Genomic DNA, 14,182 nt, shown 5'->3' on the forward strand with positions numbered 1-14,182 from the left:
CTTATATTACCTGTAATATTTTTTACCCTTTTTAATTCTTGTAAAGGTTGTATTTTACTTATTTCCTGTGTTATTTTGCTAATCATATATAATTAATCAGCACTAGGGATTTAATGGCTCGACTACATGCAACATAAAATAATCTGTTTGTTTTTTGAAAGATTATTACGTTCTTTCATGGGAGTTTAAGTATATTTCTTCACAAGGTGATTACATGCCATGCGTAAGGAGCAATACTTTGTTCAATTCGCATTTTACTACCTCAGGATACTGATATGTACGCTGTAATTGATTAGCTGTTAGATTCTTAAGTAAATATATCCAGCGTTCATGTAGACAATCTTTTTTTCAAACAGTACGACTTTATTTCAAAGACACAACGAATTTACTACACGCTTTTTATTTATCCCACACTCTCATCTGCTAGTACTACTATTTTTTATTACCAAATTAGCCGTTTCACTCGGATGGTTTAGAGGAAAATGATGACCATATGGAACAAAATCAACCTTACCAAGATGCGAAGGAGCAGAATAGCCTCTGTCATAATCCCCCCAAATAATGCGAAGATTATACTTTGTTACTTCATTTACTTCATTGAAATCACCTTGAACGTTTTTAAATAGTAAACTGTTAAGCTGAACCGTGGTATTTAAAATTCTAGGAGAAGTAAAACTGTTACTTATTTTTTCAATATAATGTTCAGGGATGCTCTCCGTACTTTCAAATAAACCATTACTTAATAAATAACGCTCTATCAAATTAGTAGTTGCCAATTTCAATGTCCATTTGTTCAAAAATTGAGGAACATTTATCGATTTAGCATTTTTTTTAGCAACAGGTGGCTGAAGTAAAGTAATTGTATACTTCTTATCTATGTACTTTTGTACTAATGCTTCCAAAAGAATATACGCACCAAATGAATGGCCAATTAGATGGGCACCGTTAGTAGCTTTCTCCAATAACTTTTTCACTACATTCAAATAGATATTTAAAAGATTTTTCTCTCGTTTAAAAGGAGAACGTCCCAAACCTGGAAGGTCCATGATCCATACAGGTCGACCCGTTTTTTCATGAAGCTCTTTCCCTAAAGGAAATAAATCCTCTCCATCACTTAATAAACCATGTAATAAAATAAACGGTTTACCCTCTCCTTGTGATTGGTAAATGGTAGTATTATTACATAATGTTCGTTTAAATAAATGACTGTGCTGGCCATTTTGATACATCATGCGATAATCCAGATCAGCTATTACGGCTGGGAAAAATTTCATTACATTTGTCTCCTTAAACCAATCTTCTCCCATAATCTTTTTCGCTGAACCATTTGAAAATGTTCGATTTGTAATAAAGTTCAGCCCATCAGCAGGAATTTGGGTTATTTTGCTTACGCCACTATTCATAAGTGCTTTCATAAATGGCAATGGGGCAGAAATTTTAGGTGCAGTCATATTCATACTTTCTGACATAGCATCTAATAATTCTGAAATATTCTGATCATGTTGTTTATCTTCAACAAGTGTATATGTTTGTATAGTTGGTTGTTCCAATCTGAAAACCTGCACAATAAACTTTGCTAGTTCATCGTTTGCAATAAGTGGTAATCTATATTCCTTACCTCCAGGGATCACTGGCATGAGCCCCTTTCGCATACTCTTCACAAGCAAGCCTAAGCCTCCTGTTTGCTCCGTACTCCCTGTTTTACTACTACCAACTACAGTTGGTGGATTAATTACTGAAAGCGGATAACCTACTGTTGATGCCTGCTGACGGATATAAAGATCTGCTAAAAACTTTGTTCTCTCATATGGATTTTTTATTTTCAAAAAATTGTTTCCTTCTTTAAACACATCTATCGCAATCTTGCTATTTTTATCATCAAAGGGACTCATATAGCCTACAACATGAATAAATTGTTGCAATCCCTTCAATTGATGAATATTTTTAGCGAATTCACTAATATGTTGGGCACCATTCAAAAATACGGAAGCTGCCTCTTTGCTTGTCGCTTGAATATCCATGGGGCCTCCTGCGTGAATAATCACATCCGTTTTCAATACCCTCTCCTTATCTTCAGCACTTAGACCTAAGTCTATTTTCGTCAAATCACCTTCAATAAAGTGCATAACTGCCTCTTTTAAGATACCTCTTTCTTGATAAATGCGTGTTGCTTTACTTTTCGACCTCACTAAAAGGAGTATTTTAACATCCTCTTTGGCTAATTCTTTCACTAATTGCTTTCCGATAAAGCCTGTTCCACCAGTTAAAAATACTGTTCTCATATAAAATCCCCTTTTTAGTACTACTCAGTACTAATTTGATGTAAAAAAAATGCTTCTTTTATCGAAGCAAGTTAAAAAAATGATCTACTGTTTTCATGATTACAGTTGCATCCTTCAGTGTTTCTGAAATAAATAGCGCTCCTTCAAGATTTGTAATAAAAAGAGATGCAACCTCGTCAATATTAATTGTCTTTCTAAATTCACCATTCTCTACCCCTTGTTTAAGTAATAGAGAAACTTTCGTTTGTAATCCTATAAAAAAAAGACCTATTTTTTCTTTTACTTTTGTGGCATTTGTAGGGCTTTGAATATAAAGCGTAATAAATGGACAGCTCCCCTTATATTCTCTCGTCTGAACTCCTTGTGATAATTGCTTTAAAAACAGTTGGATACGATCTTCAACTAATAATTGGTTTTGAGATAGTAAGCCATCAATTGCAGATTGATACATTTCAATCCAATAATCAACGACCCCTTCCAACAATTCTTCCTTATTAGAGAAGTGATAATACACATTAGACTTTGAAACTTTGCTTACACGAACTAATTCATCCATGCTTGTATAAGCAAACCCTTTTTCTAAAAATAATGTTGCAGCTACTTCAATCACACGTTTTTGATTCATTAGTTTTACCTTTGTCATAATTAGTACTGTACAGTACTATAATAGGTGTTGCAAGTATTTTTGTTAGTTTAATAAAAAAAATAATCAAAAAAGCTATACTTTAATTGATTTTACTGCTAAAAATTAATCTCATCTTGAACAAAGTTGAACTAAACCCTAAAACTGTTTTGGATGGCTTGCAATTCAACAATCTGGCCCTTTAGATGAAGAAAGACGCATTCCTTATAAAAGAAATGCGCCCGTTTATGTAATAGCAGTTTACTTCTTTTTGTTTGCATGCCTTTTTGCAAATGTAGAAGGGGAAAATGAAACTTTGTATTTCCCTTCAAGTTCCTTCCTTACTTTTTCCGTTAGCTTTAATCCTTGTTGATTATGTATTTCTTCAAGTTCAATCCCATTAGGAACTATTCCATCATTAGCCCAATCAATCCACTCACCATATTTTAATATCCATTTTGTTAATTCCGATTGCAGTTCGATGGAAATTGGAACATATGATATTTCAAAGTTACAGAGGCATTTATTACACCATATAGCATCAGCCCCGATATCTGCTTCTACTCTTAAATCATATGTTTCATCACATTTACATTGTTCAATCATTGCTTTTTATCTCCTTTTATCTTTTCTCTACTATTTTTTGAGTAAAGAGATGATTTCTTTGTTTTGTTCAATTTGGATTTCAATATTTACCCAAATGATCTGAACCCATCTTAATAGTATTATAGATAGGGAGAAGAAAATAAATTAATTGGACCCGAAGTACTTATCATTTTACACTTCGTTTGTTTAAGTAGAAAAGGCTTTTCCTCCATAGATGAAGTAAAGCCCGGTTAGTTCAATTATTTTTAAACAGAAGTTTTAAAATATTCTTTGTAAACTCCTCATATGAAGAATTCTTTCCCCGCTGGTTATACCACTTTCGAATCGTTTCTACTAACCAAAACGGCACAGAATTTCCATCTATTAAATGATAGTATTGCTCATATCCTTTTTTTAAATGCTCCCATCGAAAATCATTACCTTGTAATGTGTATTCAGAGACATCAATTATTTTTGCTCTTCCATTTTGTAGTAAAATATTTTTCAAATGGATATCACGTGGGTTGAGGCCCTTATTCCGAATATATTCTCTTGCATCCTCCACTTCATTTACAACCTGTTCTGGAATGTGAATACCTTGTAGAATGCAGTCAAAGAGAGTCGTTCCTTCTTCATAGCCTAAAACAAGATATTCGTCATATGAAGCAAAACATGTTGAAAAGAAAGGTGAATCTTCTAATAATTGATAAACATTTGCTTCAACTTTTACTTTGTGTAATTTGTCCTTGGCATATATTTTAAATGTATAGGCTGGGGCAGAAAGAGACTGAAAAACAGCCGCATCTGTCCCAACACCTATACACTTCAAATCATTAGCTTCACCACTTATGGTTACTGGATCGTTATTTGGATTTGAAAATACTTTAATTTTAGAAAGAGAGCCAATAGCTTTGTCCCAGTCGTCTTAACAAACTTCAGATTATACATTGCAGTTCATTGATTTTTACCTAACACTCCCGTAAAAGCTTGGAGGGTACTATTTTCATCATTATTTTGAATACCTCATTAACATATTCTTAGATTATAATTAAATTCCTGAACATCGAATTTTTACTTTGAATTTTTTAAATTGGTTTTTTGTAGAATGATAGGTTTTAATTATTTTGATCCTCAAAGAACATATATTGTGATTCTGAAACACCCAGCTATGTTCATCACTCTTTGAATAATTTTTATGAATATTGGACAAATCTACATTAAACGATAATTAGCATTATTTAAACGAATAATCCCCTTTTGAACGATAAATTATGAGAAACATCCGATAATTAGAAAGTTGTGACCAGGGTATTTATATTATGTAAACTAAAATTATTTGGCGTGAGAAGAGTTGCCTATGCAATTCAACATTATTCAATTAACGCACCCTGATAGATTAATAAGTCTTTAGTTTTGTCCCCATTTATTTTCGAAAATAAGATGTTCTAAAGAACGTCTTTTTTCCCAATTAGCTAACTCTAAAATGGGCTTTTCTGGGTAATTTTCAGTATAACCGATTGATATAAGAGCAATGGGATCGATGTGTGGTGGTATTTCCAAAATGTCTCTAATATCATTCTTTTTATAAAAACTTACCCATCCCATCGCAAGTCCTTCAGCACAAGCTGCTAACCACATATTTTGAATAGCACAGGCTGTGGATAATATATCTGTTTCAGGAATTGAATTTCGTCCTAATACATGGGAACCTCCTCTTGTAGGATCACATGTAACACAAATAGTTATAGGAGCTTCTTTTAAACCCTCAATTTTTAAATCAAGGAATTTCATTTTTTTCCCCCCATCATAATGAATAGCTAATGCTTGGCTTTCTTTTTCTGCTGCCCAAGCCAATTTTTCTTTAATTTCGTCAGTGGAAATCAAAATAAAGTTCCAAGGTTGCATAAATCCTACTGAAGGTGCATGATGAGCTGCATTTAATATTCTATGTATAATGTTTTCAGGGATAGGAGTTGATAAAAAACTTCGAATATCTCTCCTATTATAAATAACTTTATAAATAGACTCCCTTTCTTCATTAGAAAACATAAATTTCTCCCCTTTTCTTTACAAAAATGTTTGTTTTTAATATTAACTGATTTTTCATTATTCTGCCACGTAAGTTGAAGTAAAAATGCACCAAAAAGCGTGGTTTGGGTGTGTTTGTCCTTATCATTGTATCCGCATAAATCTGACTCCACCTCTTCTTTTCTTACATGCCGTTAGAGAATTCTGAATAGTAATTAGTTGTATAAAATTAAAATATTTTTACTATTCTATTTTAATCTAGGTCTGGCTACAAAGCCACAATCTATCGCTATTTGAAACAAGAGCAAACACAACAAATAATAAGGTTGTGCTTGCTCTTGTTTATTCATATTTGCCTTAACGTTGTAAATCCACATTTTTCTAAAGGGACCCCGTTTAAATCTAAATGCTTCACCAATATTTTAAAACAGATTTATCAATTGTTCTATATATTATGTAACTCAATTAAGAAGAGTCAAACATACAAATTTGCACGTTCGACTCTTCAGGTATTCCCGTTCTAAAATCAATAATATATGTATTTATTCTTCAACCAACATGTATCTTGATTCTGTAACAACCAGCTAAGTTTGTTCACTCATATGGATATTTTTTATGAATATTGGACAAATCTACATTAAACAATAATTAGCATTATTTAAACGAATAATCCCCTTTTGAACGATAAATTATGGGAAGCATCCAATAATTAGAAAGTTGTGACCAAGGTATTTATATTATGTAAACTAAAATTATTTGGCGTGGAGGAGGGCCTTGATTCATCAACTACCCATAATATCTGTACTTTTCGACTTGTAATTCTGAAGTTCCTTATAATTTTCATGTGAACGATAACTCTCCTTTTTTTACGATAATGGGATGATTTTGTACAGATAATCGATATCTGGGGGTTTTACACTTGCAACTACATGCAGCCATTGATGAATTTGTTTTGTATATTGAGATTGAAAAAAAATTACTCGGAAAATACGGTTACGAGTTATGGATACGATTTGCAGCTCTTCTTAACCTTTTTAATGGATCATGGCTGTTCAACCTGTTTAAATGAGATTACCAAGACCCAAGTACGTCGCTTTATTATCCAATATTTATTAGGATCATTAAAACAAAAACCTCGCTCGGTGAACCGAAAAATTTCTTCCTTAAAATCGTTCGCTAAATATTGTTTAATAGTACGATACCTTCCTAATGATTTTACGCACGGGATTGAATCGCCAAAGACCGATGATAAACTTCCTGTCTTATATGACATTAACGGATCTAAAGCAGCTATTTGACTATCTAGAACGCTCCCAATCGCGTTTTCCGATGCGAAATGACATTCTTATAATGAAGCTGAAACTTTTTGTTTTCTTTTCAAACGCATGAAGCCAGAAGCTGTTAGAACTCCTAAGATAACTAAAAATGTACCAACTATTTGAGGTAATGAAATAATAGAACCAGTTATGATAGATAGTATCATTGTGACTACTGGAACTAAGTTAAAAAATAAAGATGTGTTACTTGCGCCAATAGTAGCCATGCCTTTATTCCACCAAAGGTAGCCTAATACACTCGTAAATAGAGCCATGAATAAAATAGCACCCCAAGCTGAGAACGTAACGTAAGATAAAGGTTGAGGACTTGGTAAAAAGACCGTTAGTATCATAAGGCAAAGAGAACCAATTATCATCGTATAAGTGGTTGTCTCCATTGAAGAACTACCATTTAAATATTTTCTTCCTAATACACCGTATAAAGCCCAGCATATATTCCCTGCTAAAATAAGTAAATCACCTTTAGAAATAGATAAAGTTTGAATAATTTCCAATGAACCTTGAGTAAGCACCAATATAACTCCTACTAAAGCAAAAGTTATGCCAAGCATTTGCTGTTTTGTAATCGGATTTTTTAAGATAAAATATGCAAAAAATGCAGTTACTAAAGGGTTAGTCCCCATAATCAACGCCCCATTTAAAGGCGAAGTATACTTCATCCCTAAAAAGAAAAAAGTGTTAAATCCAAAGATGCCTATAATACCAAGTAGGATATACATTTTCCAATGGGTCTTAATAGTTCTTATCTTTATTTGTTTTTGAAATCCCAAGATAAGCACCATAACCAATGCAGCTATACCAAATCGCCATGCTGCAGCACTCGCAGCTGAAAAATAGTGAACAGAATACTTAGCCAGGTTGAAAGTAGCCCCTGTAAATACAGCAAATCCTATTAACATAAGATATATCTTACTCTTCACCTTTTAAGCCTCCAATCATCGTTTCGTATGTCTCTAATTTCACCTTCGCTACATTCATAACCGTTTCAATCTCTTGTTTCTGCTCTTCTAAAAGGAGTAGGTGTTTCTTTAAAATATCTACTCGGATTTGAATCTTTTTTAACTGGATGTCATTAGAATCAATATTTTCTAGAAGACATCCATCCTTTAAAAATTCTTGAATATCTTCTAAAGACATCCCTGTTTGCTTTAACATTTTCATGAATTTAAGTAATCTAATTTCACCTTCTGTATATCTTCTTTTCCCACCTTTTCTTAATGGAGAAGACAATAGGCCAATCTTTTCATAATAGCGCAAAGTATGAGCCGTGAATCCTGTTTTTATAGCCACTTCTGATATACTATACATTTTCATTTCCTCCTTTCTTTACATGCTACTACTTAGACTTGACTCTAAGTCAAGGGTTAAATAAAAACTAGAAGAAAAAATAAAAAGGTACGGAATTTTTCCGAACCTTCTTAGCAGCCTTTTTCATTTCCCATTCGATAACACTTTCATATAAATAGACGTAAAAGAAAAATCATTACCTAATTTTTCAAAACTAGCTAAAAGAAGTTACTTGTTTATTCAAGAAACGGGCCATATTGTTGAATAACATTCTTTTATGAAAGGTTACAAAAGATGGTTTGGCAAGATTATACTTTAGCTAACGGTATACTTAAGTGGAACAAGCCCTTAAATATAGGAGATTCTTGGTGAAGTTCCTTTAAGAGTTATACAAGTAGATCACATTGACGTCCTTGTTTCCTTGTGAAGAAACCGCTCATTATCTATCGTTTTCCTATTATTTTAAGTAACGAAAAGCGCTACAAAACTACTGATATTGAACTCCACACTAATAGTTAGAAAACACATATAACAATTGTAGTCTAAGTGCAGTTCACCTCACCTCACTACCTAACTGACTTTTCTAATACCTTAAACAGTTCTAATCTTTCTTCCATATCCCAGAAAGACTACTCATTAAATTAGTACCTTCAATCATCAAATGATCTGAAATCAACATATCTTCGCCATAATGATCTAAAGGTACAATGAAATCATTTTCAACTAACACCCGATAAAAGTCCTCTAGCGTTATTTTTTGCGTGCTGAATTTCAAAATCCCTTCAAAATGCTTACAAACTTCAGGATAAAATTTTGCATAAACACCCGTAGCATCGATGACTTCTAACAATTTGTGTATTGGTTGATTTTCTGTAAATGCGTGCGTAATCATAATCGCATCAAACGCATGCAACTCTTCGCTCTTTATATATTCCTCAAAGCTTATAGGAACCCAATTAATTTTTGGGAAAACATCTTTATACACGCTTTTCAGACTAGTATTTAACTCATGCTTATGTTTAGAAATACCTATCTTTAATGATATATCCTCCGAAAGCTCATATCCCCTATTATCACCCCAGCACTCCACAAACTTTTGCCGATTTGACACTTTTTTAAAGTAGTCACTCCCCGGATTCAAAAGAAGGTTGACATTACTAACTTCTATGGAGTAAATCTTGTAATCCTGATTATGATTTGAAAAGTCATATTTTCGTTTAATAGATCTCGGGATAGTCAAAAATTGTACCTGCTTTAGCATCGCAATTTGTCCAAAATGATATGGGAAATATGTTAATAATAGTGATTTTTTTGTATAGTTTGTAATTTGATAAGGTCCTGTCCCATAAAATGTTTCATTACTGCGTACATAAATGGACGCATTTTCCTGTGACAACAAGCTGAGTAAATAGCGATTTTCATACACACCCTCATGCAAAATTTCAATTGCATACTCATGCAATACTCTTATCTCTAAAATCCCCACTTTTTCAACTAGCTTTTCATTTTGTAACAAGCAATCACATATAATCCACGCATCTAAATGGATTCCATGATGAAAGACCACATTTTTTCGCAAATAAAAGACGATCGATGTTTCATTGCAGTTCCAGCTAATCGCAAGTGAACCAGCTAATTCTCCTACATCATTATAAACAACTAAAGTATTAAAAATATTTTTCATAATCGCTACGGAATAAAAGTCTGTTGCTTGTAATGGATTCATCGAAGCCACCGACTGATACATCGGTAAATAAAGTGTATCATTATTCGATTTATTCAAATGTTGAAACACATACTGTTCAAAAAAATTAGCTACTTGTACTTTTAAACCATCCGTTACTAATTCATCAATCCAAATAGGAAAAGCATCCAATAGATGTGCGTTAGCCAGTTGTAGAAGTCCTTTATTTAAATATGTGTGTAACTCATCATTCCAATGAACTTCACATGAATGAGATCGACCTTTTCCAGCCGTATAACGACAAAAACTTAACTCTTCAAACTTTTTAAAGTATCGTGCTAATTGTTTCGTACTCAACCCTATTTCATTCGCTAACTCTTCTTGCTTAAATACATGTTTATCCTTTGTTAAGATATACATTAATATTAATACTTTCATAAATTTCTGGCCTTTAAAAGCAGACATTTTTCATCACCGACTGTCCATTTTTCTTTTGTTACGTCTATTTTATAATAATAGAAACTGAGGAGGTTAACTATATGAAAATAATTAAACAATTTGAATTGGTACAGCAGATGTACTTCAAATTAAAAGCCAATCAATACCAAACATCAATGTAGGTGAAGTTTTAATTAAAGGTGCATATACGAGTATTAATTTTGCAGATATAAAAAAGAGAACAGGCACAAAGAAAAATGGGCAACTTCCTTTCAGTCTTGGCCTGGATATTGCTGGGACTGTTGAAGAAAGTAAATCAGATATGTTTCAAAAAGGAGATCGCGTTATCGCTTTTCCACAGGGTGGATCTTACGCTCAATTTTCCATTGCAAACGAAAATCTCACATATAAAATCCCAAAAGATTTAAGCTTTGAACAGGCTGCTGCTATGCCAACAGTAAGCTTTTTAGCAGCCATTTTAGTGGAGTTCATTGCAAAAATAAAGGCCGAAGATACTGTTGTCATTCACAGTGCAGCTGGTGGTGTGGGATCGATTCTAGTACAACTATGTAAACTAAAAAATTGCAATAAAATTATTGCAACAGTAGGCTCTTTAACAAAGGCCGATTATGTAAAAAAAACTGGCGCTCATATAGTTTGTAAATACGAGCAATTTGTCGAAACAACATTGCAGGAAACAAATAATTTGGGTGCAACAATCGTTTTTGACTCTGTTGCAGGAGCCATTACTGCAGACAGTTTGAAATGTTTATCTCATTTTGGCACGCTCGTTCAGTTTGGAAATAGCAGCGGTAGCAAAGGTCACTTTTCCACTGTAGATGTTCATAGTAGCTGTCGTTCTATTAATGGTTTTAGTTTAGGCACTACGCGTAAAATGAAACCCGAATTCATTCGTCCCTTTGCAGAGGAAATGATTTAAAGATTTGCAAGGCAAGAAATAAAAATAAATATAGATTGTATTTTTGATCTAGAGGATATTGTTGATGCACATAAATATTTTGAATGTCGAAACCATAACGGAAAAATTTTGTTAAAACTAAATCAAGAAATAAATCCCAATAAGTAGAACTTATTCCAAGTAGACATAGTATATTTAAAAATTAAACATATAAGTAACGTTTTATTAGAGAGAAGGTAATATGTTATGAAATCTATTATCCATTATTTTCACCCCTTAGTGTGGATAATATTATGTGGAACAATATTTGCACGAACCGCGAGCTTTATGGCAATGCCATTTTTAGCTTTATATTTACATAATAACTTACATACCTCTCCCCTAATTATTGGTCTAACATTAGGCGTAGGTCCGTTATTCTCTACCTTTGGAGGACTTTTTGGTGGCTATTTAACAGATCGATTTGAACGTAAATTAGTCATTATCTTAACAGTATTTGTCTGGAGTTTAACCTTTTTTGGTTTTACTTTCACAACATCTGCATCTATATTTGTCGTGATGAATGCAGTTAACGGTTTATGTCGGTCATTTTTCGAACCTAGTACACAAGCTCTAATGATTGATTTTACGGAGAGAAATAAAAAACGTCGACTATTTTCTGTGCGTTATACCGCTATCAATATTGCTGCTGTTATCGGACCTCTGCTAGGCGTTTGGATTTCAAATATGGCAAGTGCTTCGATTCCATTTATGATTACAGGTATTATGTATGCTATGTATGGGTTATTTTTACTGTTTGTATTGAATAGTTATCAATCTCAGCAACAAAAATTAAAAGCAAATCTTCATTTTGGTGCTATCTTTAAGACAATCGGTAAAGATAAAAAGTTACTTCTACTAATCATGGCCGGTGTCTTAATTTCACTCGGCTATTCACAATTTGATTCTACCTTGCCACAGCTTATCGATTTACGGGTGGAGGACGGTGTTAAGCTGTTTAGTTATGTAATCGTTGCTAACTCAATTACAGTATTAGCATTACAGTTACCGCTTAGCGTATTAACGGAGAAAATATCAATTTATAAATCACTACAAATTGGCATTGTTATTTTTTCATGCGGGCTACTGCTATTTGGCGTGTCAGATAATAATTGGATGTTTATTGGGAGCATGATTATTTTCTCAATTGGTGAGATTTTTTGCATCCCAATGATGAATGCCCTTATTGAAGAAATTGCACCAACCAATCAAAAAGGCCTATATTTGGGAGCCGCTCAGTTAAAAAATATAGGTGGTTTTATTGGGCCAATTTTTGGTGGATGGCTTTTAGTTATTGCTGTTGACTGGATGTATACCATTTTGGCACTGGTAATGGCAAGTAGTATTTGGATATACAAAAAAGCATTGCGGAGTTAATGAAGAACTAACGAATGAACTTGCATTACAAAAGCTAATCGTTTCAAGATTTATTTCGTATAGAGACAATTTACTAACGCTGTAAACCTGCATTTTTTAATATTCCCTATACTTCAATTACAGTGGCTTTAATTGAAAAACAATCTTCAACAATCGGGCGCTTTTCTTGAACAAGAAGGCGTCTTTTTAATTGCTCCAACATTTATTGATTACATTTTAAATAATCAATCTTTATTATAAAAATGGATAGCGACATCCAGGTAAAACATTGTATTTTGATCAATCTTTGTTCAAAACACAATGTTTATTTTTATCCAAAAAATTGAGGATTGTCGGAAAGCTTTAATCGATCCTTTTATTAAAAGTGACACTTTCAGTAAAGTGTTGCTATCTATAATATTTTGGGTGAGGAAATTATTTATTGTGAGTGATTATTAAAGTTAATCACGTTACTTTTTTTATTTACTAATTGGAATTTGATATTTTCATTTCGTAATGTAGCATTTTCAAGAGCATACTGTTTATTTATATGATTTCACGTTCATTACTCTTTGAATAATTTTTTTGAATATTGGACAAATCTACATTAAACGATAATCAACATTATTTGTACCAATAGTCCCCCTTTGAACGATAAATTATGAAAAGCATCGGATAATCAGAAAGTTGTGACCAAGGTATTTATATTATGTAAACTAAAATTATTTGGCAACGATAACTCTCCTTTTTTACGATAATGGGATGATTTTGTACAGATAATAATTATTGATTAATACGATATCTGGAGGTTTTATACTTGCAACTACACGCAGCCATTGATGAATTTGTATTGTATATCGAGATTGAAAAAAATTATTCGGTTAATACAGTCACTAGTTATGTATACGATTTACAGCTCTTCTTAACCTTTTTAACGGACCATGGCAGTTCAACCTGTTTAGTTGAGATTACCAAGACTAAAGTACGTCGCTTTATCCAATATCTATTAGAATCATTAAAACAAAAACCTCGCTCGGTGAATCGAAAAATTTCTTCTTTAAGATCGTTTACCAAATATTGTTTAAAAGAACACTACCTTGCTAATGATTTTACGCACGGGATTGAATCGCCAAAGACCGATGATAAACTTCCTGTCTATATGCATTAACGGATCTAAAACAGCTATTTGACTATTTAGAACACGCCCAATCACGTTTTTCGATACGAATTGAGATAATGTTTAAATTGTTAGCAACAACAGGTCTAAGACAATCTGAACTATGTGAAACATCAATAATATCCTACAAACTTTGTGAAGTACTATACTTAAAGTATTTTTAGTAAAATAAGTGACGATTGCCTTCTTCGGTCAAGAAAACAACTATTTTTGAGAAAAACAGTCTTTATTAGTTAGTTAACTTTACATATATCATTCGTGTTTTATTCAATCGATGAAGTATCCAGCCGATGGACGAATAGCACTTTCATATTTAAAACACGAATATTTAAATATTTTTTAAGTGTAATAGTTCGTTTTTTTTGTCATCTGGCAGTATTTGCAAACAATCGTCTCTAACTATATTTATCACTTCATTCCTCTTTCTT

Annotated in this window: 13 protein-coding genes; 5 read left to right on the forward strand and 8 right to left on the reverse strand. The window is 32.8% G+C overall.

All coding sequences use genetic code 11. The annotated features are described in order from the left end of the window. Positions 1-416: 416 nt before the first annotated feature. The 5 genes from ACQKMV_RS05965 to bluB all read right to left on the reverse strand — a co-directional run bounded on the left by ACQKMV_RS05965 (position 417) and on the right by bluB (position 5,538). Positions 417-2,282, reverse strand: coding sequence for an alpha/beta fold hydrolase (locus ACQKMV_RS05965; protein ID WP_427502864.1), 1,866 nt, complete (start codon positions 2,280-2,282; stop codon positions 417-419). Positions 2,283-2,340: 58 nt separating this feature from the next. After that, positions 2,341-2,907 carry a TetR/AcrR family transcriptional regulator gene (locus ACQKMV_RS05970; protein WP_427502865.1) on the reverse strand — a complete coding sequence of 189 codons (567 nt, stop codon included), beginning with the start codon at positions 2,905-2,907 and terminating at the stop codon, positions 2,341-2,343. A gap of 258 nt (positions 2,908-3,165) precedes the next feature. Then, positions 3,166-3,510: a hypothetical protein gene (locus ACQKMV_RS05975; RefSeq protein WP_076034637.1), complete on the reverse strand. Its 345-nt coding sequence runs from the start codon at positions 3,508-3,510 to the stop codon at positions 3,166-3,168. A gap of 235 nt (positions 3,511-3,745) precedes the next feature. Then, entirely contained in the window at positions 3,746-4,396 is a 651-nt protein-coding gene (locus ACQKMV_RS05980; protein ID WP_427503101.1) for a serine/threonine protein kinase, read from the reverse strand. A gap of 500 nt (positions 4,397-4,896) precedes the next feature. Further along, positions 4,897-5,538 carry a 5,6-dimethylbenzimidazole synthase gene (bluB, locus tag ACQKMV_RS05985; RefSeq protein WP_134023109.1) on the reverse strand — a complete coding sequence of 214 codons (642 nt, stop codon included), beginning with the start codon at positions 5,536-5,538 and terminating at the stop codon, positions 4,897-4,899. An 898-nt stretch (positions 5,539-6,436) separates the two neighbouring features. Between bluB and ACQKMV_RS05990 the strand changes: the two genes are divergently transcribed. Next, entirely contained in the window at positions 6,437-6,586 is a 150-nt protein-coding gene (locus ACQKMV_RS05990; RefSeq protein ID WP_427503113.1) for a hypothetical protein, read from the forward strand. After that, entirely contained in the window at positions 6,531-6,815 is a 285-nt protein-coding gene (locus tag ACQKMV_RS05995) for a hypothetical protein (protein WP_427503103.1), read from the forward strand. The genes ACQKMV_RS05990 and ACQKMV_RS05995 overlap by 56 nt, the downstream gene beginning before the upstream one ends. A 47-nt stretch (positions 6,816-6,862) precedes the next feature. Here ACQKMV_RS05995 and ACQKMV_RS06000 read toward each other — a convergent pair whose 3' ends face one another. The 3 genes from ACQKMV_RS06000 to ACQKMV_RS06010 form a co-directional block, all read right to left on the reverse strand. Next, entirely contained in the window at positions 6,863-7,753 is an 891-nt protein-coding gene (locus ACQKMV_RS06000) for a DMT family transporter (RefSeq protein ID WP_427503105.1), read from the reverse strand. A gap of 10 nt (positions 7,754-7,763) precedes the next feature. Continuing rightward, positions 7,764-8,162, reverse strand: coding sequence for a MerR family transcriptional regulator (locus ACQKMV_RS06005; RefSeq protein ID WP_427502866.1), 399 nt, complete (start codon positions 8,160-8,162; stop codon positions 7,764-7,766). Positions 8,163-8,742: 580 nt separating this feature from the next. After that, a complete protein-coding gene (locus ACQKMV_RS06010) occupies positions 8,743-10,290 on the reverse strand; it encodes a hypothetical protein (RefSeq protein WP_427502867.1) in 1,548 nt (515 codons plus the stop codon). A 202-nt stretch (positions 10,291-10,492) separates the two neighbouring features. On the opposite strand from ACQKMV_RS06010, the gene ACQKMV_RS06015 reads away from it, so the two are divergent. The 3 genes from ACQKMV_RS06015 to ACQKMV_RS06025 all read left to right on the forward strand — a co-directional run bounded on the left by ACQKMV_RS06015 (position 10,493) and on the right by ACQKMV_RS06025 (position 13,745). Then, positions 10,493-11,203 carry a quinone oxidoreductase family protein gene (locus ACQKMV_RS06015; RefSeq protein WP_427503106.1) on the forward strand — a complete coding sequence of 237 codons (711 nt, stop codon included), beginning with the start codon at positions 10,493-10,495 and terminating at the stop codon, positions 11,201-11,203. A gap of 225 nt (positions 11,204-11,428) precedes the next feature. Further along, the gene (locus ACQKMV_RS06020) at positions 11,429-12,598 is read left to right on the forward strand and encodes an MDR family MFS transporter (RefSeq protein ID WP_427502868.1); all 1,170 of its coding nucleotides are present in this window, start codon (positions 11,429-11,431) and stop codon (positions 12,596-12,598) included. Between the two features lie 796 nt (positions 12,599-13,394). Then, a complete protein-coding gene (locus ACQKMV_RS06025; RefSeq protein WP_427502869.1) occupies positions 13,395-13,745 on the forward strand; it encodes a site-specific integrase in 351 nt (116 codons plus the stop codon). Positions 13,746-14,182 lie beyond the last annotated feature (437 nt).

It is taken from the genome of Lysinibacillus sp. NPDC094403, from assembly GCF_050278745.1.
In the GTDB taxonomy this organism is placed as follows: Bacteria; Bacillota; Bacilli; order Bacillales_A; family Planococcaceae; genus Lysinibacillus.